Origin of the sequence: Desulfocurvibacter africanus subsp. africanus DSM 2603 (assembly GCF_000422545.1) — a bacterium.
GTDB classification, from domain to species: domain Bacteria; phylum Desulfobacterota; class Desulfovibrionia; order Desulfovibrionales; family Desulfovibrionaceae; genus Desulfocurvibacter; species Desulfocurvibacter africanus.
The window spans coordinates 401,985-426,097 of the sequence record NZ_AULZ01000001.1 but is presented as its reverse complement, the minus strand read 5'-3'; the positions used below and the strand labels follow the sequence as shown (position 1 = coordinate 426,097).

Here is a 24,113-nt window from a genome sequence, read left to right as displayed (position 1 = left end):
ACAAGGGAGGATTGCGGTCATGACTACACGCGAGGCGACGGCCGCGCGCCAGGGGCTGGGCTTGGCGGCAATCTCCTTTCTCGGCCTGATGACGGCGGCGGGCTTGGCCTTCCTGCCGCTCAAGGCCGCACTGGGCGGGGCCATCGGCATAGCCGCGGCGGCCGTGGCCATGTTCAGGCCGGAGTACGGCCTGGGCATCTTTTTCGCCATGATCGTGTTCATCACCGATACGGTCGATGGCATTCCCGGCAGGACACTGACCATCCTCGACCCGGACCCGCCGGGATTTCCGCCGGCCACGGTCAGCTTCCTGTTGTTTCTGGCCCTGCTGACCTTTTTTCGCAGGGTTCTGCTGGAACGGCGCAAATCCCTGGTCTCGACCTGGGGGATCGTGGCTTTCGCCGGGATTATCGCTCTTGGCTGGCTGACGGGCCAAGCCGGCGGCTGGCCCCTGGAAGACCTGCAGACGGACTCCACACGCTGGATCTACCCGCTGCTGTGCTTCTTCATCTGCGCCAACATCCTGGACTCCTACCAGCACATCGGGCGATTCCTGGCCATTTTCTTCGCTGCCTGTGCGGTCAAAGCGGCCCTGCTGTTGGCCTACTTCGCTGCTGGACGCGGCTTCATCTACGAGAGCTACACCATCGTCAGCCGCGACTCGGCTGAACTAATGGCCTTTTCGGTCATGTTGTTCCTGGCGGCCGCACTGCTGGCCACCGGCAGAATGCGCGGACGCCAGCACGCCTTCCTTGTGCTGGGCGCGCTGCCCTTGCTGGGCGCGCTATTGTTCGCCTTCCGCCGCGCGCACTGGCTCGGCCTGGTCCTGGGCGGGCTGCTGCTCTGGCGCTGGTCGGACCGCATCGCGCGAGCGCGTTTCGTGCGCTACGCCTTGCTGGGCCTGGCCCTGGCAGTGCCCTTGGCCATCATGGGCGCGGTTTATGGCGAACGAGGTTTGTCCGGGGAGCTGGCGCGTATCGGCGCGCGCTTCACCACCTTCTTCGACACGCGCCAGCACTCCAACCTGCACCACAAGCTGGAGGCTTGGTACACGTTGCAGGACCTTCTGGAGCAGCCGGTGCGAGGGCTGGGCATAGGTTCAAAGCATTCTCCGGTGCCGAGCGAATTGGTGGGAGGCTGGCTTGAGGAGAACCAGCCCACGGAGGTCGTGCATAACGGTTTCCTATATATCTGGATGAAGCTGGGCCTGCCCGGACTGCTGTTCATTCTCTGGCTGGGTTTCGATACGATGCGCCGGCTCGGTCGCTACTGGCGTGACATGCCGGACAGTCCAGCGCGGCCGCTGGTGGCCGGCCTCGCCGCGGTGTTCGGGGTCTGGCTGCCCATGCTCCTGACCGGCCCGGTTTTTTCGTACCGGCACCAGTCCTACATGCTGGTGCTGTTCCTCGTGCTCATCAGGAACCTGGTGGCTTTGGAGCTGCGCAGGGCCGCCCTGGAGGGTCAGGCGTTCAGCGAACCCATGCCGGAGAGGGCCGAAAGCCTCTCCGGAGCGCGCACCACCTAGCCCAAGGAGCTTGAATGGCCAAAAAACATCAGACCTTGCACAACGCCCTGTTCAACACCGCGAGCTGGGTCTTTTCCATCGGCATCAATTTTGTTTTTCTGCCTTACATCGTGGCCAGGCTGGGCACCGAATCCTACGGCATCCTTGTGCTCATCCTGGCCGTAATCGGCTATTTCGCCATGCTGGAGTTGAACCTGGGCCAGGCAATGACCAAGTACGTGGCCGAGTACCGCGCCAAGGGCGACCTGGCGCAGGTCAACGACATCATAGGTTCGACCATGCTGCTTTACCTGCTGCTGGGCCTGGCCGGCGGCGCGGTCATCTTCGGCCTGGCCGACGTGCTGGCCACGCGCTTCCTCAAGGTGCCCCCGGAGCTGCAGGAAACAGCCATGGCCGCCTTCCGGGTCGGCTCGGTGGGCTTCGTGCTGACCATGCTCGTCACGGCCATGCAGTCCATACCTTGGGGCCTCAACCGTTACGACGTGAGCAGCAGGGTGACCATGGCCATGAACCTGCTGACGACCCTGTCCATGGTCGGCCTGCTGATCCTGGGTTACGGCCTGCTGGAGGTCGTGCTGGTCAACGTGGCCGTGCCCCTGCTGGGTGTTTTGACTTACATGGTCATCTGCCGGCGGCTCCTGCCCGGCATCCGCCTGCGGCCGGTCTTTCGGCCCGGGCCGCTCAAGACCATCCTGCGCTTCGGCCTGTACTCATCCCTTAGCCGCCTGTCGGGCGTGCTGCGTTTCCAGGCCGACCGCCTGCTCACGGGCGCCATTCTCGGCCTGTCCTGGGTGACCTACTACGTGGTGCCCTTCAGTCTCGTGCGCAAGCTTATGACGGTGACCTATCTCGTGGGCTCGGTCATCCTGCCGGTGGTCAGCGGGTTCCAGGGCAAGCAGGACCACAAGGCCATCGTGGCCCTGTACCTCAAGGCCTCCCGGCTCATCACCACCATCGCCATATGCGTCTGCCTGCCGCTCATGCTCTTCGGCAACCGCTTCCTGGGCTTCTGGATGGGCGAGGAGTTCGCGGCCCAGGCCGGCCTGGTGGTCACGATCATCACCGCCGCGCTGCTGGTGGACGCCTTCACCAACATCCCGTCCATCGTGGTAGACGGGATGGGCAGGCCCAAGGTCACGGGCCTGTTCTCGATCTGCACGGCCCTGATCAACCTGGCCCTGGTCTATCCTCTGGGCAAGGCCCTGGGCGTGAGCGGCGTGGCCCTGGCCTTCCTGGGCAGCAACCTGTTGGTGGGGCCGGTGTTCGTCTGGTACGCGAACAACCGCGTGCTGGGCTACGATCTGCTTTCCCTTGTCAGGCGTTCCTACCTGCCGCCGCTGTCCGCCGGGGCCGCGGCCGCAGTGCTGGCCTATCTGCTCCTGGCGCCCTTGGCCACGGGCATGCTGTCCCTGCTGGCGGTCATGGCCGCCACTTCGACCCTCTTCCTGCTCCTGGCCTGCTTCACGGGGGCCATAAACCGCGACGAACTGGGCCAGGCCGTGGAATATGCCTCGCCTTTGTTCGCCCGCTTCAGGCTTCTCTCCGGGAGGCAGCCATGAGCACGGCAGGCAAGGATTCCAACAAAGCCGCCAGGGTTTCCAAAGGGCCTAAGTCGTCCAAGGCTCCCAAGGGAGCCAAGGCGTCGAAAGCTACCAAGACTTCCAAGGAAGCAAAAACGCCCAGACAGCCCAAGGCCGCCAAGGCGGCCACAGCGTCCAAGGCGGCCAGAGCAACCAAAGAACCGGAAACGTTCCCGGCTTCCAGGGCATCCAAGAGGCGTATAGTGTCCAATGATCAGACACCCCGCCTGCCGGCCATCCTGCAGGCCAATGTCTTCGACACGCGCGGCGGCGCGGCGCGCATAGCCTGGCAACTGCACCAGGCATATCTCGCGGCCGGCCTTGAGGCGTTCATGGCCGTGGGTGTCAAGTTCAGCGACGACCCGCGGGTTATGGCCCTGCCCAACGACGGCAGGCGAGGTTCATGGGCCGGGCCTCTGCGCAGGCTAGAGCACGAGCTTATCCGGCGCCGGGTGCGCTATCTGCCGGGCGTGGCGCGCGGGCTGTCCTACCTGGCCGAGCCGAGCCGCTTCCTTGACGCGCACGCGGGCCGCGAGGATTTCCACTATCCGGCCACGCGGGAAATGCTGGAAATGCCTCCGCTCAGGCCCGGCATCCTGCACGCGCACGTGCTGCACAGCGGCTGGTTCGACCTGCGCGAGTTGCCGGTCCTGAGTCAGTCGCTGCCGACTGTCGTGACCATGCACGACGAATGGATCGTGACCGGTCACTGCGCCTATGCCATGGGCTGCGAGCGTTTCCGCTTCGGCTGCGGAAACTGTCCCGACCTGCAGGCCTACCCGTCAGTGAAGCGTGACGCAACAGGCTTCAACTGGAAGCGCAAGCGCAACATTCTGCGCCGGGCCAAGCTGCACGTGGCAGCGCCGAGCCGTTGGCTCCTGGATCGGCTGCTACAGGCCTACCCACCCTTTGAGCCGCAGGCCAGGGTGGTGCGCAACGGCATTGATCTGCACGTTTTCCGGCCGAGCTATCGACTGGATGGCCGGTCCGATAACCGATCCGGTAACCGGCAGGACGTGAGGGCCGCCCTGGGCCTGACGGCCAGCGACAAGGTTGTGCTGTACATGGCTCATGGCGGCAAGGACAACGCACGCAAGGGCTTCGGCACGGCCAGACAAGCCTTTCTCAAGGCGGCCGCCGACGTGGGCCGGGGCACTGCGGACAAGCACGTCCTGCTTTGCCTGGGCGGCGACATGGCCGAGGAACGCGGCGAGAACTGGTCCATACGCTCGGCGGGGTTCGTGTCCGACATGGCCCAGGTCGCCCGGCATTACCAAGCGGCGGACGTGTTCCTGCACGCTGCCTTGCAGGACAATTACCCGAACACGGTGCTGGAGGCTCAGGCCTGCGGCACGCCCGTGGTGGCCACGGCCGTGGGCGGCGTGCCCGAGCAGATCGATGACGGCCGTAGCGGCTACCTCGTGCCGGCTGGCAATGCCGATGCCATGGCTGCCGGTATTTGCAGACTGTTGCATGATGCAGATCGGCGCAGAGCCATGGGCGAGCGCGCGGCGCGCACGGCCCAGGAGCGTCACGGTCTGGAGCGCATGGCCCGCGAGTACCTGGACTGGTACTCCGAGCTGCTGGATGAATCCGCACACGGGCAGGCTCGGCCATGAGCGTGTTCGAGCCTGTTTTCGCCATAGTCACGCCTTCCTACAACCAGGCTGCTTTCCTGCCCAAGACGTTGGAGAGCGTGCTGACCCAGGAGGGCGATTTCCGCATCGACTATCTGGTCAAGGACGGCGGCTCCTCGGACGGCTCCGTAGAGATCCTGGCGCGCTTCAAGAGCATGGTGGACAGCGGGGAGCTGCCTTGTCGCTGCCAGGGCGTGTCCTTCCGTTACGATTCGGGCCGGGACGGCGGCCAATACGAGGCCATCAACGCGGGCTTCGCCGAGACGTCGGGCGGCGTCATGGCCTGGCTCAACAGCGATGACATGTACCTGCCAGGCGCGCTGGCCACCGTGGCCACGGTGTTCGGCCGGTTCCCGCAGGTGGAATGGCTGACCTCCAATCAGATCAAACTTAACGGCCGGGGCATGCTCGTGGAGCTGGACATGGTCGGGCCGTTTCCCAGGCGCATGGTCCAGCGTGGGCTTTACAACGGCCGCGACAACAGGTTCATCCAGCAGGAGTCCACCTTCTGGCGGCGCTCATTGTGGGACAAGGCCGGCGGGCTCGACACTCGCTATCGCTATGCAGCCGACTTCGATCTATGGACCCGTTTCGCCCGCGAGACCGACCTTGTGCTCGTGGACACCTTGCTGGCGGCCTTCCGCAGGCATGGGAACCAGAAAACAGCGACGTTCGAGCGCTATGAGCGCGAAATGGACGCCATGGTGACCGGCAGTCATCTGGACAAGGCGCGCATGCTCGCCAGCCGGGCCATGTCCCGCGTGCGAGGCTTGGATCGCATCAGTCTGTGCGGACTGACAGCCCCGGCCGTGACATACTGCCGGGAGACCGACACCTGGCGGATGCGGACCCTTCGGGGAACTCGGCGCTAACCAAGGCGGAGCCTGTCCGCCGGATTATGGAGTAAGTGCATGCACAGAGCGCGGCAATGGGCCGAAAAAGGCAACTCCGGCCCACTCTTCAGCATTGTGACCGTCGTGAGGAACGGGGCCGACAGCCTGGAGCGGACCATCCGCTCCATGGCCATACAGGATTTCAGCGGGTACGAGTACCTGATCCTGGATGGGGCCTCCACCGACGGCACCATGCAGATCGTCGAGCGCAATGCGGCGCACGTGACCATGTTCAGGAGCGAGCCGGACAAGGGCGTCTATGATGGCATGAACAAGGCCTTGAGCCTGTGCCGGGGCGAGTACGTCTATTTTCTCAACTGCGGGGATTGGCTGGCCGCGCCGGACATACTCTCGCGCGTGGCCGCGCAGCTCGCGGCCGGGCGTGCCGACATCGTGTACGGCAACGTGTACAACGCCTGGTTGGCCGAGGAACGCTTGGTTAGGACGCGCATCCTCGACCCTCGGGATCTGCTCTACGACACCGTGTGCCACCAGGCCATGTTCGCCTCGCGGCGAGTGTTCGAGGCCATCGGCGGTTTCGACATGCGCTACGCGATTTGCGCGGACCGCGAGTGGCTTCTGCGCTCAGTGCTCAGGCACGGATTCCGGCTGGCCTACACCGATGTACCCGTCTGCGTCTTCGACGGCGGCGGGTTAAGCTCCAATGCGCGCAGCAAGCAGCGCAAACGCTGGGAGAACTGGCTGCTCAACGTCCGCTACTTTCCACTGCGCAGCGTGGGTTTCTTCATGCGCAAGGCGGTGGTCAAGCTCACGACCACGGCAACACCTTGAGGCCTACCGTGTAATGTCTGGAAAGGCCCACCGGAGGCATATAAAATGGATAGCCGCGACCGAGGATAGCCACTTTGGGTTCGCTTACAAGCAAGCGAATATACTCCGAAGCCCCTGAGTCTCGACCATCCATATGATCGTCCGCAGGGGGTGAGAAAATGGCGCGGCTTAGGAATTGACGCAATCCCAAGCCGAGTATAATTCTTGGTCCCCAAATCCTTGCCCGGGTGGCGGAAGTGGTAGACGCAAGGGACTTAAAATCCCTCGGCCGCAAGGCCGTACCGGTTCAAGTCCGGTCCCGGGTACCAGGAATGACGAAGATTCTCCTTTGTTGCATGTTTTCGCACTCTCCCAATATTCTCCATTGGTACAAGGATAGTACAAGGATTTGCGCCTATGGCTTGTGAAGTCTGGTGAAATAGGGAGGGGCCGGCAATGCTTCCCAGCCCTCGAAGGTCAGTCTAAAGCAAACGGTCTGCCCTTCGGGGCGAGCCGTTTAGTCTGCACTTGGTCAATGCCAGGGACGCTTGCTTGCTATTTGTGACCAGTCTCGGAGCAGCCTTCCTTGTCCCATCCAGGTCACTGGAGGCAGACCGCATTCCTCAGCCTGACACAAAGGGTGTCCGCATCTACGGCCAATCCGCACAGGATGATAATGAGACCGTGGGCCACTTAGCCGTAGAATCTACGCTGATAAGCGAAACGCCGGGCGAGGGAGCCCGGCGTTTCGCGGGTAAGGGGGCTGTATGTAAACGGGCCTGCCTGAAGGTCCGGGATTGCCTACTGCCTGCGCTGCGGATGAGTGGGGGATGCCTTGATGGTCGGCTGGCGAACAGCCTGGCCGGTTGCCAGACCAGCAGGGCCGCCCTCTAGCGCCAGCATCTCGCGCATCATGGTCCGCAGGTTCGCGGCCATGTCGCTCAGACCCTTCACGGCCTCATGCGAGGCCGCCATGCCGCCCGCCAGCTCCTCGGCGATGCGGTTGACCTCGACCACCGCGTGGCTGATCTGCTCGCTTGTCGTGGACTGCTCCTCGGAAGCCGAGGCGATCGCCTCGACCTGACCGCTGTTGGTTTCGACTAGGCCGACGATCTCCTCCTGCGATGCGCCCGATGCCTTGGCCAGATCCGTGCTCTTCTCCACGGCCTGCACGGACTCGTGCATGCGTTCCATGCTCATGCGTGCCGACTCCTGAATGGCCTTGATGCGTTGTCCGACTTCCTTGGTGGCGGTCATGGTCTTCTCGGCCAGCTTGCGCACCTCGTCGGCCACCACGGCGAAGCCTCGGCCGGCATCGCCGGCGCGGGCCGCCTCGATGGCCGCGTTGAGGGCCAGCAGATTGGTCTGATCGGCGATCTCGCTGATGACGTCCATGACTTGGCCGATTGCTTCGACCTGCTTGTTCAGGGTCTCCATGCCACTGTGCATCTCTAGGGTCCTCCCGCGCACGCCGCCGATGGACTCCACAGCCAGATAGACCATGTCCGCGCCAGTGCGCGCCCTGGCGCGCACCTCGCGCGCGCTGTCCGAGGCGCTGGATGCGCCCCTGGCCACTTCGACGATAGCCGCGCTCATCTGGTGCATGGCCGACGCCGTCTCCGCCATGCGCTCGCTCTGGGCAAAGGCGCCCTGCTTGACCTGGGCCACCATGGCCGCGAACTGCTCGGCGGACGAAGCCAACTGTTCCGAGAAGGCCTCGGCTCTGTGGGCCAGCTCGACCATGCGCTGCCACAACTCCTTGGCCTTGATCTCCTGGCGCTGGGCCTCATGCATGGCCTTCTCGGCCCTGTGGGCCTGGCTGGCGGCCTCCTCACCCTTGCGTTTGGCCTCGTCCATGCGCGTCCGAAGTTCGCCGACCATGGCCGAGAGATCCGCGCTCAGGGTCTTGAATTCGTGACCGGTGACGCCCTCGGGCTTGACGTCCAGCCGGCCCGAAGCCACGGCCCGCGAGTAGGCCTGCAACGCGCGCAGGGGGCGCGTCACGGCCATGAGCGTCCACAGGCAGAGCAGGATGGCCGCTCCGGCCGCTATAGCCTCCACGAGGAGGGTCAGCTTGGAGAACCGGTTCGCCAAGGATTGGGCCCTCATCTGGTAGTGGTCGCGCAGGGCGAGGATTGCCGGCTCCAGGTCACGAGCAGCAGCGGCCATGGCCGTCTCGTTAGCCTGAAGTTCCCCGCGCTTGCGCACGAGACCCTCGAAAGCGTCCGAATAATCGGCTAGCGCCTTGCTCTCGGCCCTAACGGCATCCGGGGCCATGCCGGAGCTCAAGATGGAACGGCGCATGGAGGCCACGTAGTCGCGCACCATCCCAAGCGGCTTCTCCTCGTCCCGGGTCAGATAGTTTTTCTCCTGGCGGCGCAACTGGAGCACGGCAATGACCATGTCCGTGTCCTTATGGCTGTCGAAGGCCTTTTCCAAGGCGCGAGCGGCCGTGACGAACACGCCCTGCAATCCCTGATTCCACTCCAGGCCCATGGTCTGCTCGGCCTCGGCCATGGCCGCGAAGCGCTGGCGGTAGGACTGGAGCAGCCGCAGGGCCTGGTCGCACATGTCCTTGGCGTCCAGATCCAGGGCCGCAACAGCTTCGATGTGGGCTTGCACCTCATCCATATGCTTTTGGGTGGAGGCGATGTACTCATCCTTGCGGCGCAGAAAGAAGTTCTTCTCCTGACGCCGGGCCTGCAAGATCAGAGCGTGGGATTCCACGGCGTGGTCTCTGAGCGTGTTGACGCGCGAGATAGCCTTGCTTGAAATCAGCCCGGCGGCGAAAATGAGCGCGAAGCCGAGCACGCTGACGCACAGCACGAGTAGTAGTCTTGATTTGACCGACATGGCGACTCCATGATGAAGAATCGAAACAAAATGCCTTGTCTCGGGGTCAAGGTCCCGTGGCCCGGCCACATTTGAACGCCGCCAGACAGTTGGCAGGCGCGGACGCCGTCATGGGATGGAAGTGAATGCGCCCGTGAGTGGCTTATCCGTCGGCAACCCACCGGTAACGCCTGATGCTGACCTCTCTTATGCCTGCGTCGAATCCTTTCGCGCGACGAAGTATCCCGGCTCAATCTTCGCATCCAGACTCAACTGGGCTATGCTGAAGTCGGCGCGGACCTTCTGGGCCACGAGGTCGGCCACGGGCGAGCGGCTTGCGTTCAGCACCAGCAGGCGGTCGCCTTCCCTGACGCCATGCTTGCTGCCCAACCCGAAAATGACCTCCCAGTGTTCGTCGTGCTTGGCCAGCTTGTAGATGGAGCCGATGCCAAGGGTTTGTCGTTGAGCTTCGGCACGGCCCGTCATGAAGAAGGAGCCTCCGAGCAAGAGGATGCCCACCGGGAAGAGACTTGCCGCCGCAATCCATGGCCTCACACCCAACCAGCGCATAGAAAGGGACTTGAAATCGGCACGGTAGCTTGCCTCGTCGGCGAAGACGCGCAGAACATAGACTTCATCGTCAGTGCTGGGGGAGTTGTAACGGCCATGGACCCAAAACTGTTGCTCGCCGGGCTTGGTGGCATCTGGAATGGTCAGAGTCCCCCGCCACATTCTGCCCTTGAGTTCCTCGAAATGGATGCGGACAGTCTGGTTCGACAGCGTGACCTTTAGAAGCGTATTCGGGTCGAAGCGCTCCTCGGGGAATCCGCTCGTCTTTTGTGCGCCGTCGACGTCCTTTTCCAGCAATCCGTTGACGGGGATGATATCGCCAGGCATTGCGCGAAACAGGGTATCCGGTTCCAGGAAACCCGAGATGCTGGCGTCCAAGAAGGCGAGCGTCAGGATGACCAGCGTCAGGATGGCTATGCCATTGAAGTACCGTTTCACGAGAGTGCCCTTTTAAAATTCGCGGTTATCAGCTTGAATATTCACGGGTTTTGATTATCTATTATCGAGCCGGATGATGTTTAGCGGTGCAGGCATTCCCGCCGTGCTCGCTCACATCATCCAGCCGCTGACGATCCCAACAATGCCCATTTCATGCTTCCGGTGCGGCTGCTTTGGCCTGGCCCATACTTTCTGATGCTACCTGCCGATCGCGGAAACGCCTGCACAGCCAGATGCCCAGAATTACCGTCGGGAAAAACAGTGGTGCGTAGGTGCGCAGGAATACGGCGGAAAAAGCTTCGCCGGCGGGGTAGGCGGCGTGCATTGTATAACAGAGCTCCGCGAGCAGCGTGATGTCCATGACGAGCAGAATTATCTTTTGATGAAAGTTGAAGCTCTTCTTCCTATCCCCGTAGTTCGCCACGACTGGTCCGAATATAGACATGACCTTGCCTCTCTATTTTTTTCACTGAGGTGCGCCGCACGGCGCACCTCAGTGAAATAGGGGTTACTTCTTGCGCAGGTCCTGCTTGGACACGTTCATGACTTTTGTGGCCTTCTTGTTCGAATCGACGACGCTGTAAGCAATGCGCAGGATATCACCCTCCTCCGGGATGATGCCGATCTTGGCCTTGCTTACGTCGAAGCTCGACTCGATACTGGTCGGATGACCGTATTTCATCTCTGGAGTGAAGTTCGTATCGTATTCCTCGATGACCAAGGTTCCACCCTTGGAATAGCTCAGGCACTTGCCTTGGGCCACTTCGCCTGCGTAAGCGCTGGCTGCGAAGAGCAGGATCCCCAGGGCGAGAAAGGCGGAACCAGCGGCGAATTTGCGGATCATACCATATCTCCTATCTGTTTCCCTATACGTTGGCGGCCGATTAGATGACTCTGGCGGCATTGGCCTTCTTGTCACGCAGTTCCTGCGCGGCGCCCGTAAACATGATCTTGATGATGTAGAGGCAAATCAGGCTGATGGTTCCAAGGATGATTACGGCCGAGGAATTATTGAAGCCGTATTGCTTGAGGATGATGGAGATCATGCAGCAGAGCACGGCGATGCCGAAAGCCACGCGAATGCCGTAGCCCTTGGCGTACTTGGTGGCGATGGTGCCGATCTGGGCGCCGATGGCCGCGCCGGTGAGCATGACGAACACAGCCACGAGTTCGATACGGCCCTTCATGGCGTAGGTGAACGCACCGTAGAGGCCGGAGATCATGACTTCGAACAGGTCGGTGCCGACTGCGATGTGGGTCGGGGTGCCGATAAGGTAGACCAGGGCGGGCATGCGCAGCAGGCCGCCGCCGATACCCAGGAAGCCGGCCAGCACGCCGGTGGCGTAGCTGACGAGGATGGGCAGCCAGGCGGAGCAGGTGAAGCCGGCATGCTTGAAGTGCACCATGGGCGGGATGTTGATCTTGTGCAGGGTCTTGTACCAGGTGATGCCTTCAGTGCCGTGCTCGCCGACCACGCCGCGCTTCTTGTTCTGCACTGCCTTGAAATAATCATAGAAGACCATGGCGGCGATCAGGCCCAGGAAGAAAACATACACCCAACGCACCACTGAGCCGACGAGGCCCAGGCGTTCCAGGTACATGATGATCTGCGCGCCGCATTCGATGCCGATCATGGTGCCGGCAAGCATGACTATGCCGAGTTTATAATCGACGTTGCCGAACTTCGAATGGCGCACGGTGGAGATCATGGACTTGCCCGCGATGTGGGCCATGTCCGTGCCGATGGCGAAAGCCATTGGGAAGCCGAGGATGTTCAGGCCGGGCGTGACCATCCACGCGCCGCCCATGCCGAAGAAGCCGCCAATGGTGCCAACGGAGAAGCCGATGAGCACCAGGCCGGGCCAGAATATTTGCATGCCAGCAATGGGCATCCACATGTATAACCAGTCCATGGCTCTCTCCTTATGATATTCTGTTGCTTACAAGGTTAATGTTCGATGATCTTACGCTTCGAGAGGTCCAGGCCAGTCCTGGACATGAAGAAGTCCATGAGAAAGCCAAGGAATGCCCCGTAAATGGCGGTCAGCACCGTGGCCCATACTGCAAACAGAACAACGTTGTTGTTGTACAGATCGGCGAAATAACGCATGTAGCCGACCGTAAGTACACGAGTATCGGCCACGACAACCAGCTCCGAAGCGCCTCCGCCGCCGGCGGCATGCGCAAGAGCCGGCAAAAGAAGCATTGCCATGAGAATCGGAATCGCTCTACGAATGTTCTTCATTGCCTTCTCCTTGTTTTCCCCAGTCTTCATTATCCTTGTTACATTATGCCTGCCCTTTCGAGGTCTAGGCTGCCTTCCTCGCACACATTCTTTACGTGTTCCTAAGAGCAACCGGCATGCCATGCGAAATACCGTTTGACGGGGCTTCGCCCGAATGTGTAGGAATTCACAAGGTCTGGGGTAGCAAAGCTATCAAGCCAGCACAGCTTTTGCGAGATGCTCGTTTGCGATATCGCGCATTGCGCGAAAAACTGCGGGGGGACCGCAAATGCGTTTATTCAGAGGAAGCCTGCCCTTCTGGGGGCGCTCCGGAGGGTTCAGGGAAGGCAGCCGAGTCAGGAACAAGCTGCTCATGGCGCTCATTCCTCCCATCATCCTGGTGCTCCTGGCTACGGGTTACATCACCTACTCCTTTTCGCGGAATTATCTGAATACGGCCCTGCAACGTGTCGCCAGGGTCCAGTCCAGGGCCATGGCCCATGCCGTTGAGGAATACCTGCGGGAACGTAAGAGGGATCTGCTGTTCATCGCGCATGGCCCTGCGAGCACTGAAGCGATTCGCGAGACCATGGCCCGTGCGCAACGGGCCGGCATGCCCACCCCGCGCGAGGTTGGCTACTTCGGGCCGGATCAACAGCAGGGCTTTCTGCTGCTGATGAATGATGAAGGAGTCTTTGAGGTGGATGTGCCGCCCGCATCCTCCATCCAACTGCTTGCTGATGTCAGGAGTGGCGGAGCGGCCCCCTTGGAACCCGGCGAGGTTCGCATCGGATCAGTGGAAACAGCCGAATACACACTGCCCGCCCAGGCCAACGAAGAGCCGAAAACCGTTCAGGCCCAGGTTGTCCGACTGCTTACGCGCGGGGCTGACGGCGGCTATTTCGTCCTCTCCATGGACGCGGCGAGCGTGCGCGACATCCTGAGCGTGTACACGTCCCCGAAATCGCCCTTGTGGGCCTATCCGCGCACGCCCGAGGTGCGCTATGCTTTTCTGTTTGACACCCGGGGCTGGATGCTCTTCCAGTCCGAGGAGACTGAGCAGGCCTCCCCGGAGATGGGTACCTACCTGGCGCGAGCCGGGCTGAGCGGCACTCTTGGGCGGCCAGGTCTTCCCGCGGCCTTCCGGCCCGGCGCGGCCTACGGCGACTACTGGCGCATGGTCGACGAAGTAGGCCAGGGCAAGCATGACCTTATCGTGTCCCGCGAAGGTGCGGACCTTTCCCAGTACATCAACGATTACTACCTGTCCTATTCGCCTGTGCGCTTTTTGCCTGGCGGCGGCAAGCCCGCACAAATCTACTGCGGCCTGGCCTACGTCGACAGGACGCGCATGACGCTCACTGCCGGCTACAAGCAGGTGGACATCATCTTCCTCGTTACCCTGTCCACCATCCTGCTCATCTCCATCATCATCTTTTTCATCAGCCGCAGGCTGACCCGGCCCATCATCGAGCTGTCCCGTGAGGTCAATACCATCCAGGAGACCGGCCTTATCCGGCCGATCGAACTCAAGTTCCGTGACTACGAGACCGGCGGTCTGACCGAGGCCATCAACAATCTCATTTCCACGGTTCAGCGTCAGATGGATGAAATCAGGCACATGGATCTGACCATCCAGACAGCCAGTCTCAAGGAGCGCGCCGAGCTTGAGAGCATCATCAAGGCTGCCGCGGCGCAGGAGGTGGAAATCGCGGAGATCGTGGGCTTCGGGCCGCAGGTCGAGCGGCTCAAGGCCGATATCGCCAAGGCCGCCCAGGTGGACGCGGACGTGCTCATCACCGGTGAGACGGGCACGGGCAAGCAGCTCGCGGCGGAAGCGGTGCATCGCTTGAGCCGGCGCAGCGCCAAGCCTTTCGTGTCCATCAACTGCGGCGCCTTGGACGAGAATCTGCTCCTGGATACGCTCTTCGGACATGTGAGGGGCGCGTATACAGAGGCTAAGGCCGAGCGCAAGGGCGCCTTCCAGGAAGCCGACGGCGGAACGCTGTTTCTGGACGAGATCCAGACCGCTTCGCCCAAGGTCCAGCAGGCCCTTCTGCGCGCCATCGCCATGCGCCGCTTCCGGCCCCTGGGCAGCGACAAGGAGGTGGACGTGGACGTGCGGCTCATCGCGGCCACGAACGTGGATCTGCGCCAGGAGATCGACGAGGGCGGCTTCCGCCAGGACCTCTATTATCGACTCAAGGTGCTAACCATCGAGACGATTCCCCTGCGTCAGCAGAAGAGCAATATCCCGGTGCTGGCGGATCGCTTCCTCAAACAGGCCGAGCCCGTGTCCGGCAAGAAGGACCTCGGCCTGTCCAAGGGCGCGTTGGAAAATCTGATGGCCTACGACTGGCCGGGAAACATCCGCGAGCTTCAAAACTGCATGACCATGGCCGCGGTCATGGTCGAGGGCAACCTCATACAGGCCAGCGACCTGCGCCTGGACGACAACGGCCGCCAAGGTCCGGCGCTGCCGCTTGTAGCGGCGCGTGCCTCGACCCAGCGATCCCCCGAAGAGCCACGGCTGCCCGAGGAGCCTCGGCAGCCTTGGGAGCCCAGGCCGTCCAAAGGCGGATCCATGGTCGATAAACCCGGTGAAGGATCCGTGTCGGAAGGCGGCGTGCTTGCCGCTCCCGCGGAAGATCTGCCAATGGGGCTCAATCAGCGACAGGCAAAGGTGTACCCATTCATCCTCCAGGAAGGCGGCGTGACCCGCAACCGCTACCAGGAGATCGTGGGCGGCAACCTATCGGCCCGCACCGCCAACTATGATCTTGGAGAGCTGGTCCTGCGCGGGCTGCTTATCAAGATCGGTCGCGGTCCGGCCACACGCTACGAAGTGCGCCGCCCCAAGGCTGGCGGCTAGCCGGAGACATGCAATGGGTTTCCTGAGTTCTCTGTTCAGGCGCCGTCGTAAGCCGGTTACAGCCGAGTCGCTGCACGCGTTCCGTCAGCGTTACGTGAACTTCCTGGAGCTTCTGGAATCGAATTCCGAGCTGTTGCGCATCATGGCCGAGATCGAGGACAAACTGCTGGGGCGTGAGCTGTTCGGCATGTCCTTTGTGCGCGCCATGGGCACGCGGGCCATGTTCCACGCCCGGCGCATGGTCGGCAGCCTCGACGCACTCTCCGGAGGCAGGCATCCGGCCATTGGCAGGGCGCTGGAGGAAATACTGGAGCGGCTGCGCCAGGAGCTGCGCGAGCAGGTTGTCATGGAGGTTAGCGAGCTCGTGCTGCCGTACGAGCGCATCAGCCGTGACATGGTCGATGCCGTGGGCGGCAAGAACGCCCACCTTGGCGAGCTCTCCAGTCGGGCCGGCGTGCCCGCGCCGCGAGGCTTCGCCATTTCAACGAGCGCCTACCGCCGTTTTCTGCGCCATCAGGACCTGGAGGACGAGATGCGCAAGCGACTCATGGCCATCCAGCCCGACGATCCGCGCAGCCTGGAGATAGCCGGCCAGGAAATCCAGGAGCTTTTCGAGGCGGCCGATACGCCAGCAGAGCTGGTCGAGGCGGTCCACGCTGCCTACGAGCAATACATAGCCCGCCCGTCCGGGGGCAAGCCCCGCGTGGCCTTGCGCTCCAGCGCCGTGGGCGAGGACAGCGCCCTGACCTATGCCGGCCAGTACCTGACACTGCTCGGCGTCGGGCCAGAGGACCTGATAGCCGGATACAAGCGCGTGGTGGCCAGCCTGTTCACCTCCAGGGCCATCACCTACCGGTTGCACAAGGGCGTGCCCTTCGAGGACTCGGCCATGAGCGTGGCCTGTTTGGAGATGGTCGACGCCCGCTCGGCCGGCGTGGTCTTCACGCGCAGCCCCCTGTCCCTGACCGATGACCGCGTGCTCGTGCAATCGATCTGGGGCCTTGGGCCCTATGCCGTGGACGGCGTCGTGCCTCCGGACACCTTCGTCTTCGAGCGCTCGCCATCTGGTCCGCGCCTGGTGGAACGCCAGGTGAGCCGCAAGGACATCCGCCTGGCCCTCGCCGAAGACGGCAAGCTCGCGTGCATGGATGTGGAGGAGGCGCTACGCGAACAGCCCAGCTTGAACGACGCGCAAGCCACCGAGCTGGCAGCCTTGGCCTTGCGTCTGGAGGAGCACTTCGGCGGACCGCAGGACGTCGAGTTCGCCCTGGACCAGGCGGACCGCCTGTTCATTGTCCAATCGCGTCCGCTCCGGCGCGAAGGGCCGGAGAAATCCGAACCGCTGCCGCCTGTTTCCGGCCGCGAGGTGCTCCTGTCGGGAGGCGAGACCGCCTTTCCCGGCGTGGGCTTCGGACCAGTCGTGCATGTGCGCGACAAGGAGGACCTGCTTGGTTTCCCCGATGGCGGAGTGCTCGTGGCCGCGCACTCCTCGCCCAACTATGTGCTGGCCATGCCCAAGGCCAGGGCCATTCTCACGGACACGGGCAGCGTCACCGGCCACATGGCTTCGCTCTGCCGCGAGTTTGGCGTGCCGTCGATCCTCAACTTGCGCAGCGCCGTCGAGACGCTCCAATCTGGCGAGCTCGTCACCGTGGACGCCATCTCGCGCCGGGTTTATCGCGGCAGGGTGGACGAACTACTGGCCCTGTCCCGCGAGCGCACGGTGCTCATGCAAGGCACTCCGGTGCACGACGCCCTATCGCGACTGGCCAAGCACATCGTGCCCCTGCACCTTACCGACCCGGCAGCGCCCGAGTTCGGGCCGCAGGGCTGCAGCACCATCCACGACATCACCCGGCTGGCGCACGAGCTGTCCTACTCCGAGATGTTCTCGGTGGGCGACAGCGCCTCGGACCACGAGGGCATGGCCGTGAAACTCCGCGCGCCCATCCCCCTGGACCTCTACCTGCTGGACCTTGGCGGCGGGCTGGCCGTATCGGACATGTTCGTCGTCGGCCCCGAGGAAGTCACCTCCCGCCCGTTCACGTCGGTCCTGCGCGGCATGACCGACGAGCGCTTGAGTTCCCGCGTACCCAAGCCCGTGAACATTGGCGGCTTCCTGTCGGTCATGAGCCAGCAGATGCTCACCCCGCCGAACCTGACCGTGGAGCGTTTCGGCGACAAGAGCTACGCCATCATTTCGGACAAGTACCTCAATTTCAGCTCGCGCGTGGGTTACCACTACTCCATTCTGGACAGCTACTGCGGCAACACCGTGAACAAGAACTACGTGAGCTTCAAGTTCACGGGCGGCGCGGCCGACGAGGTACGCCGAAACCGCCGCGTGCGCGCCATCGCGCTCATTCTCCAGCGGTTGGGCTTCACGGTGGAGGTCATAGCCGACCGCGTCTCCGCGCGCATCCAGAAGCTCGAAGCCCGCGATATCGAGCCCCGTCTGGAAGCAATGGGCCGTCTGCTCATCTTCACCCGCCAAATGGACATGCTCATGCACAGCGATGCGAGCGTGCAGCACATGGCCGACTGCTTCATTCGCGGCGACTTCAGCTGCGCGGGTATGCCGGAGAAGTAGCGGCGACCAGAGGCGGGACCTCTGCCCATATCCCCCATTCTTTCAATTCTCGCGTCGGGCGCTCCGGCAGGTGCTATGTTGTGCGCCCTGGAGCAGGCCAAGGGCGCACAACATGCCTACACTCGGCTGGAGTCGGCCACGGCTCTGGCTGTGCCGCCTTTACGTTCCCGATCCTGGCCTGCCCAACCCTGTTCGACGGGCGCGCCTGCGTTCCATGGCGGACTCTATCTTGGCCAGCAGCACATCCATGGTGCAGGGCTTGATGAGGTAATCGCAGGCTCCCTGGCAAGCCGCATCCAGGGGCAGGTCCAGCGAGGCGTGGCCCGAGAGGAAAATGACCTCTGGCCTCGTCGGCCGCTTGGCCAGTTCGGCCATGACCTCGGCCCCGTTCATGCCCGGCATCTTCATGTCCAGGAGCAACACATCCACGGGCAGGCTGTCCACGATGCCCAATGCCTCGCGGCCGTCCGCCGCGGCCAGGGCGCGCAGGCCGCTCAGGCCAAGCAGCCTGAGCATGTTGGCCCTGAAACGTACCTCGTCATCCACCACCAGAATCAAGGGATCACCGGTCATGGCAGCCTCCTTCGCTTAATGGGCCTGCCCGTCTTCGCGTCGGCCGGGCCAAGTCGCATCCAGCCTTGCGGGAAAAGCTTTGGCGGCCTCCTGGCCACGGAAAAGCAATATGAGGGCCAAAGCCTGCCCTGACTCCTTGAGGGTTGGTGTTCATCCATGATGAGCTTTTGTGGCCTGAATCCAGGATCCGAACTTATGCAGCGCGTGGCGAGAATGGCAAGACGAACCCAAAGCCGTTGCGCGATCCAGGTGGGCTTGGGCAATTTCATTGCGTAATTATTTACTGCTATTTCAACCAACTGCGGTGGAATGTCACGGCAGAGGCTGGCTCGCTCCTTGCTTTGCCCGGTTGTATGTCGGCGTACTCGGCCGTTTGGACCGGAGGGATAAGTGGACAGCAAACAGTACAAACTGCTCCGTCTCAAGATCATGGGGGCCATCACGGCCTTTTCGCTCATTCCGCTCGTGGCACTGGGCTCGTTCATGCACCTGCAGTTCAGCCAGGGCTACCGCGAACGCATTTCTCATTCGCTCCAGCGCTCGGTGGAGAACCGCAAGGCGGCCATTGACATGTTTTTGGAGGAGAACATCCTGCAACTGCGCAACATGGCCTGGACACACGACTTCGAGCAGATGAGCGACCAGGCCTATCTCCAGCACGTGTTCAGCACCATGCAGAGCGGCAACAAGGCCTTCATCGACCTGGGCGTTATCGACGGCGACGGCCGCCACGCGGCCTACGTCGGACCGTACGAGCTCGGCGATGTGAACTACCGGGGGCAGGACTGGTTCGAGAAGACCATGCTCAAGGGCGTGTACGTGAGCGACGTGTTCATGGGCTTCCGGCAGTTTCCGCATATCATCCTGGCCGTCATGCGCCGGGAGGGCAACAGGTACTGGATCCTGCGCGCAACCCTCGACTCCGAGGTGCTGAACGCCCTCGTGCGAAATTACCAGACGGGCCAGCGGGGCGACGCCTTCCTGGTCAACAGCGCCCATGTGCTGCAGACCTCCTCAGGCCTCAATGGGGCCGTGCTGGGCAAGATGGACCAACTCGCCGGCCCTTCGCGCTTCACCGGCGCGCGCGTGGAGGAGCACTCAGTCCACGGCCGTACAGTGCTTTACGGCATGGCCTGGCTGAACAATGTCGACTGGCTGCTGGTCATCTCCGAGGCGCCGGGAGAGTCCCTTTCGCCGCTCTTCAGGACGCAGGCCATCGTCATTTCCATGGTCGGTGGAGGTTTGCTGCTCATCATGGCCGGCGCGGCAATAGCCACACGGGGCATCGTCGAGGCCCTGGCCCGGACCGACCGTCATAGAGCCGAGCTGGATGCGCGCATCGTTCAGTCCAACAAGATGGCCGCCCTGGGCAAGATGGCCGCGGGCGTGGCCCACGAGGTCAACAATCCGCTCACGCTCATCCGCGAGAGCGCGGGCTGGATCAAGGACCTGCTCACCGAGGAGGACCCCGAGGCCATCAAGAACTACGAGGAAATTGCCGAGGCCGTGGACAAAATCGACCAGAACGTGGAGCGGGCCAAGGGCGTAACACACCGCATGCTCGGCTTCGCCCGGCGCATGGAGCCCATGCAGGAAAACGTGGACCTGAACCAAGTAGCCAAGCAGACCATGGCTTTCCTGCAGAACGAGGCCCTGCACCGTAACATCGAGCTGCGCGCCGAGTTGGCGCCAGACCTGCCGCACACGGCTACGGACACGGCTCAGCTCCAGCAGGTCCTGCTCAACCTGCTGGAGAACGCCATCGACGCCGTGGACCACAACGGCACGGTGACCATCCGTACCCGCACGGAGGAATCCGGCAAGAAGATTCAGTTGAGCGTCATCGATACGGGCAAGGGCATCCCCAAGGAAATGCAAGGCCGTATCTTCGACCCATTCTTCACCACCAAGGGAGTGGGCGAGGGCACGGGCCTGGGCCTGTCCATCAGTTATGGCATCATGGAGCGGCTTGGCGGGGGCATCGCCGTGGAGAGCGAGGAAGGCAAGGGCGCCACGTTCACCTTAACCCTGCCGGTCTGCTAGGCCGGTCCGCAGGAGGCACAGCATGGAACGGGTCAAAGTGCTTATTGTGGACGACGAACATGACTTTCGCCAACTCTTCATCAAACGCTTCACCTTGCGCAATCTCGATGTGGACGGCGTGGGTAGCGGCCGCGAGGCCCTGAAGGCCCTGGACCGCAAGGAATATGACGTGGTGGTGCTCGACGTGCGCATGCCGGGCATGGATGGCATCGAGACGCTCAAGGAGATCAAGAAGCATCATCCATCCTCCGAAGTCATCATGCTCACGGGCCACGGCTCGGTGAAGTCGGGCATCGAGGGCATGAGCCACGGCGCTTTTGACTATGTGCTCAAGCCATTCAAGATCGACGACCTGCTGGAGCGCATCCTCAAGGCCCACGAGCGCCGCGTCCTGTCGCGCGGCGGCTAGCGTTCGGAATCAGAGAGGCGGTCATGGGCAGCGGCGACAACGCACATCCCTCGATTCTCCTGCACGGGAAGGCCCTTCCCTTGGCGGTCCTGGGCTGCTGCCTGCTCGCGGCCTGGCTGGAGCCGGAGCTGGCCTTGCCAGTGGCAATTTTCGCAGCCCTGCTGGTGATCCTTTCCACACGCAGGCTGTTGCGCGCCTGGCGGAGCATGAGCGCCGACCGCAGGGACATGGGCGAGCAGCTCTTCCAGGCCCAGAAACTCGCCGTGCTCGGCGAGCTGGCCGCGGGCGTGGCCCACGAGATCAATACCCCCATGATGATCATCGGCCAGGAGGCCGAGATCATCGGGTTGCTCGTGGACCGCTCGGCTCTGGCCGGCACGCCCCAGGCCGAGGAGATCCGCGAGAGCGTGGAGCAGATCAAAATCCAGGTGGGCCGCTGCGGCGGCATTACCCAGGGCATGCTCCAGGCCGCGCGCAAGCGCGGCACCGTGGACCAGCCTGTGGACATCAACCGGCTCGTGGAGGACATGGTCGTGCTCGTGGAGCGCGAGACGGCCATGGCTGGCGTGAGCCTGGTGCGCATGTACTGCGCGGGGATCCCGCAGGTGATCACCGACGGCCCCAGCTTGCGCCAGGTAGTGCTCAACCTGCTCTCCAACGCGGCCCAGGCCGTCAGGGACGGCGGCAAGATCTTCGTCACCACTGCCCTGCGCGAGGATCATGTGCTTATCGAGATTCGCGATACAGGGGCTGGCATCGCTCCCGAGCACCGCGACAAGCTTTTCAGCCCATTCTTCACCACCAAGCCGGCTGGCCAGGGCACGGGCCTAGGTCTGTCCATCTCTCTGCGCATAATGAACGAGCTGGGCGGCGCCATCAGCGTGAACAGCGAACCGGGCCTGGGCGCGGCCTTCACCATCCACCTGCCGCTTGAACGCGTACAAATCGAGGTAGGCCAATCCACTGGCCGGGCCTGGGCTAGACGCATGCTCCAGGCTTAGCTGTCAGGCAGGGAGGGGACTGTGTTCCCTGATGGGAGGGATCTGTAGAGGGCGAAGCCCTTCCCGGCTCTTATGCTCCAGGATCAGGGAATTGCCCACGCTTTAAGTCAGGATGCGTATCGCGGTGACGAAAAGTGCGCGGATACGCAGCTCATCTCGCTGGCCTTGGTGTGGAAAGCGTGGACATAGAAATTGACCTCGCCGCGGCTGGCCAGATCGTCGTGGCAGCCTTCGGTGGAGCATCCCTCGACTTCGCCGGAGCCGTCCCAGATGTGGTGGCAGGCGGTGCAGGCTCACCCCACGACCCCCAAGTAAGCCTCGCAGCTGGCCTCCTTGTATTGCTCGCTCGGCGCTCCCCTGCTGGGAGAGAAGCGTGCGCAGGCAGGCGAGGACAGCGCGCATGCGGGATACAGATAGCATTTGTAGGGGTAAGCATTACATAAAAATGGTAGGCTCTCCGGCAGATGAACATGGCTATATATTTTAAGCTAAGAGAATACGAAATCAATCTCGCTAATAGTTAATGAGCAGACAAGCTTATTGGCCAAATTGTGCGGTGATATATGCTGCAAGATTATTATGGCTTAGATTGAAATCAACGGCCTATTCCGCGCAAAATGCAGTGCTGCTGAGGAAGGTTAATAAGAAAGTAAGGGGGCTTGATGAAGATCGCTGTTGAGATAACGATTTTCGGACATGTTTTCTCTGAGGTCGTGGACTATCCCGGTACTCCGAAAAGCCATGCGGAAGTCATCCAATGGCTCATTCGTCAGACCGACTTCAAGTGGGTCAACTACGAAGAAGCCTCGACCGAAGACAAGATGGTCTACCACCTCGAGTCAGACATCAAACAGTGAATGGCAATGCTCAATGCAGGAAAATCCGCAAGCGGTTCTCGTTAATTCGAGTGCGCTCCAAAATGAGCGGGTGACAATCGAGTGAGTCCTGGCGTGTCCCCTGGGGAGTGACGAGATGGCCAGCAGGGCTGCTCCACAAGCCGGCACTGGCCCGCCCTTTAGCACGCGTGATATCTAACCCTTTTTGCCGGATTCCTTTTCGGGAAGCAGTTGCGTCATCGGCTTGGGCGTGCTTTCGGTGGAGGGCGGCAGGATGGGATGGGCCACCTCCGGTTGTTTGCCGGTTAGCGCTTTCAGGAATTCTGTGATGATATCGGCATCCTTGCCCTCAAGCTCGAAACCAAGCTGGCTGGAGCCCATGATCTGCACCGCGTCCCGAAGCCGCCAGACCTTTCCCGAGTGGAAGTAGGGCTGGGTGATGGCCACATTGCGCAGAATGGGCGACTTGAATACGTACTTGTCGCTGGCTGTGTTGGTGACCACGAAGCGGCCGGTATCGTTGGTGGGGCGGACATCCTCACTTGGGGCCTCCGCCACGCCGAAAGGATAATAGCCCATGCCTCCCAGGTTGATGCCGTAATGGCAGTCGGAGCAGCCGCTGTCGATGAACAGGCGCAGCCCTTCCTGCTGGGTGGGCGTCAAGGCTGACTCGTCGCCGGTGATGAAGGCGTCCAGCGGTGAGCCGGGGGTGAGCAGAGTAGCCTCAAAGGCCTCGATGGCCTGGGCCATGTTTTCGAAGCTCACGGGGTTCCTCTGTCCGGGAAAGGCCTTGGCGAAGAGGTCCACATATTGGGGGATGCTGGCCAGAGTCGCCACCACTCGATCGGGGGTATTGTTCATCTCCACGGCAGCCTGAACCGGACCTTTGGACTGTTCGGCCAAGTCCTTGGCACGACCGTCCCAGAACTGGGCCACGTTGAAAACGGAATTGAAGGTCGTGGGGGCGTTGCGCGGTCCTTTTTGCCAGCCGTGTCCGATGGAGGTCTCCTGGAGATCCGCTCCGCCCAGGCCTACGTTGTGGCAGGTCTGGCAGCTTATGAGTTGGGAGGCCGACAGGCGCGGGTCGAAATAGAGCAGCCGGCCAAGCTCGACCTTTACGGGCGTGACGATATTTCCGGGCAGCTTGGGCGGATTTTCGGGGATGGGCCGGAAGATAGCCGCGGCTTCCTGTTGCATTGTCTTTTGAGCCAAACCCGTGCCGGGTGCGAGAACAGCGCCCAGGACAATGCCGACGCCGACAAAGGCGGCTAGCCTATATACGGAGGGAAGTGCAAGGAATAGGAGTTTCATGGATAACC

19 protein-coding genes, 1 tRNA gene and 1 pseudogene are annotated in these 24,113 nt (G+C 62.3%); 12 read left to right on the top strand and 9 right to left on the bottom strand.

What is annotated here, in order from left to right; genetic code table 11:
* Positions 1-19 precede the first annotated feature (19 nt).
* The 6 genes from H585_RS0101920 (at position 20) to H585_RS0101895 (ending at position 6,735) form a co-directional block, all read left to right on the top strand.
* Entirely contained in the window at positions 20-1,525 is a 1,506-nt protein-coding gene (locus H585_RS0101920) for an O-antigen ligase family protein (protein ID WP_027366543.1), read from the top strand.
* A gap of 14 nt (positions 1,526-1,539) precedes the next feature.
* Positions 1,540-3,084: a flippase gene (locus H585_RS0101915; protein WP_027366542.1), complete on the top strand. Its 1,545-nt coding sequence runs from the start codon at positions 1,540-1,542 to the stop codon at positions 3,082-3,084.
* The gene (locus tag H585_RS0101910; protein ID WP_027366541.1) at positions 3,081-4,724 is read left to right on the top strand and encodes a glycosyltransferase; all 1,644 of its coding nucleotides are present in this window, start codon (positions 3,081-3,083) and stop codon (positions 4,722-4,724) included. Before H585_RS0101915 ends, H585_RS0101910 begins: the two co-directional genes overlap by 4 nt.
* Positions 4,721-5,614: a glycosyltransferase family 2 protein gene (locus H585_RS0101905; protein ID WP_027366540.1), complete on the top strand. Its 894-nt coding sequence runs from the start codon at positions 4,721-4,723 to the stop codon at positions 5,612-5,614. The genes H585_RS0101910 and H585_RS0101905 overlap by 4 nt, the downstream gene beginning before the upstream one ends.
* A 39-nt stretch (positions 5,615-5,653) precedes the next feature.
* On the top strand, positions 5,654-6,427 hold the full coding sequence (locus H585_RS0101900) for a glycosyltransferase family 2 protein (protein WP_027366539.1): 774 nt from the start codon (positions 5,654-5,656) through the stop codon (positions 6,425-6,427).
* A gap of 221 nt (positions 6,428-6,648) precedes the next feature.
* Positions 6,649-6,735 (top strand) — tRNA-Leu (locus H585_RS0101895).
* Between the two features lie 472 nt (positions 6,736-7,207).
* Here H585_RS0101895 and H585_RS0101890 read toward each other — a convergent pair.
* The 6 genes from H585_RS0101890 to H585_RS0101865 all read right to left on the bottom strand — a co-directional run bounded on the left by H585_RS0101890 (position 7,208) and on the right by H585_RS0101865 (position 12,491).
* Positions 7,208-9,259, bottom strand: a complete 2,052-nt coding sequence (locus H585_RS0101890) for a methyl-accepting chemotaxis protein (RefSeq protein ID WP_027366538.1) — start codon at positions 9,257-9,259, stop codon at positions 7,208-7,210.
* 186 nt (positions 9,260-9,445) lie between these two features.
* Positions 9,446-10,246, bottom strand: coding sequence for a hypothetical protein (locus tag H585_RS0101885; RefSeq protein WP_027366537.1), 801 nt, complete (start codon positions 10,244-10,246; stop codon positions 9,446-9,448).
* Between the two features lie 151 nt (positions 10,247-10,397).
* A complete protein-coding gene (locus H585_RS0101880) occupies positions 10,398-10,691 on the bottom strand; it encodes a hypothetical protein (protein WP_027366536.1) in 294 nt (97 codons plus the stop codon).
* 63 nt (positions 10,692-10,754) lie between these two features.
* Entirely contained in the window at positions 10,755-11,090 is a 336-nt protein-coding gene (locus tag H585_RS0101875; RefSeq protein WP_027366535.1) for a hypothetical protein, read from the bottom strand.
* A 40-nt stretch (positions 11,091-11,130) separates the two neighbouring features.
* Positions 11,131-12,159, bottom strand: a complete 1,029-nt coding sequence (locus H585_RS0101870; RefSeq protein WP_027366534.1) for a sulfite exporter TauE/SafE family protein — start codon at positions 12,157-12,159, stop codon at positions 11,131-11,133.
* A 35-nt stretch (positions 12,160-12,194) separates the two neighbouring features.
* Positions 12,195-12,491, bottom strand: coding sequence for a DVU0150 family protein (locus H585_RS0101865; protein ID WP_027366533.1), 297 nt, complete (start codon positions 12,489-12,491; stop codon positions 12,195-12,197).
* 268 nt (positions 12,492-12,759) lie between these two features.
* On the opposite strand from H585_RS0101865, the gene H585_RS0101860 reads away from it, so the two are divergent.
* Together H585_RS0101860 and H585_RS0101855 are read left to right on the top strand one after the other, a co-directional pair.
* On the top strand, positions 12,760-15,342 hold the full coding sequence (locus H585_RS0101860; protein ID WP_027366532.1) for a sigma 54-interacting transcriptional regulator: 2,583 nt from the start codon (positions 12,760-12,762) through the stop codon (positions 15,340-15,342).
* A gap of 13 nt (positions 15,343-15,355) precedes the next feature.
* Positions 15,356-17,932, top strand: coding sequence for a PEP/pyruvate-binding domain-containing protein (locus tag H585_RS0101855; protein WP_027366531.1), 2,577 nt, complete (start codon positions 15,356-15,358; stop codon positions 17,930-17,932).
* Positions 17,933-18,091: 159 nt separating this feature from the next.
* On the opposite strand, the gene H585_RS0101850 is transcribed toward H585_RS0101855, so the two are convergent.
* On the bottom strand, positions 18,092-18,505 hold the full coding sequence (locus tag H585_RS0101850; protein ID WP_027366530.1) for a response regulator: 414 nt from the start codon (positions 18,503-18,505) through the stop codon (positions 18,092-18,094).
* 390 nt (positions 18,506-18,895) lie between these two features.
* Between H585_RS0101850 and H585_RS0101845 the strand changes: the two genes are divergently transcribed.
* Genes H585_RS0101845 through H585_RS0101835 form a run of 3 tightly spaced genes read left to right on the top strand, consistent with a single transcriptional unit; the run spans position 18,896 to position 21,958 of the window.
* Entirely contained in the window at positions 18,896-20,548 is a 1,653-nt protein-coding gene (locus H585_RS0101845; protein WP_027366529.1) for a sensor histidine kinase, read from the top strand.
* A 22-nt stretch (positions 20,549-20,570) separates the two neighbouring features.
* Positions 20,571-20,957: a response regulator gene (locus H585_RS0101840; RefSeq protein ID WP_014258905.1), complete on the top strand. Its 387-nt coding sequence runs from the start codon at positions 20,571-20,573 to the stop codon at positions 20,955-20,957.
* 23 nt (positions 20,958-20,980) lie between these two features.
* Positions 20,981-21,958, top strand: coding sequence for a sensor histidine kinase (locus H585_RS0101835; protein ID WP_027366528.1), 978 nt, complete (start codon positions 20,981-20,983; stop codon positions 21,956-21,958).
* 107 nt (positions 21,959-22,065) lie between these two features.
* On the opposite strand, the pseudogene H585_RS22325 reads toward H585_RS0101835, so the two are convergent.
* A pseudogene (locus H585_RS22325) lies at positions 22,066-22,239 on the bottom strand (cytochrome c3 family protein); the annotation flags it as partial.
* Positions 22,240-22,620: 381 nt separating this feature from the next.
* Here H585_RS22325 and H585_RS0101825 point away from each other — a divergent pair.
* Positions 22,621-22,815 (top strand): hypothetical protein, encoded by a 195-nt coding sequence (locus tag H585_RS0101825; RefSeq protein ID WP_027366527.1) that lies wholly within the window; start codon positions 22,621-22,623, stop codon positions 22,813-22,815.
* 174 nt (positions 22,816-22,989) lie between these two features.
* Here the strand turns inward: H585_RS0101825 and H585_RS0101820 are convergent, their stop codons facing one another.
* Complete coding sequence (locus H585_RS0101820) at positions 22,990-24,105, bottom strand: cytochrome-c peroxidase (RefSeq protein WP_027366526.1); 1,116 nt, start codon at positions 24,103-24,105, stop codon at positions 22,990-22,992.
* Positions 24,106-24,113: the final 8 nt, after the last annotated feature.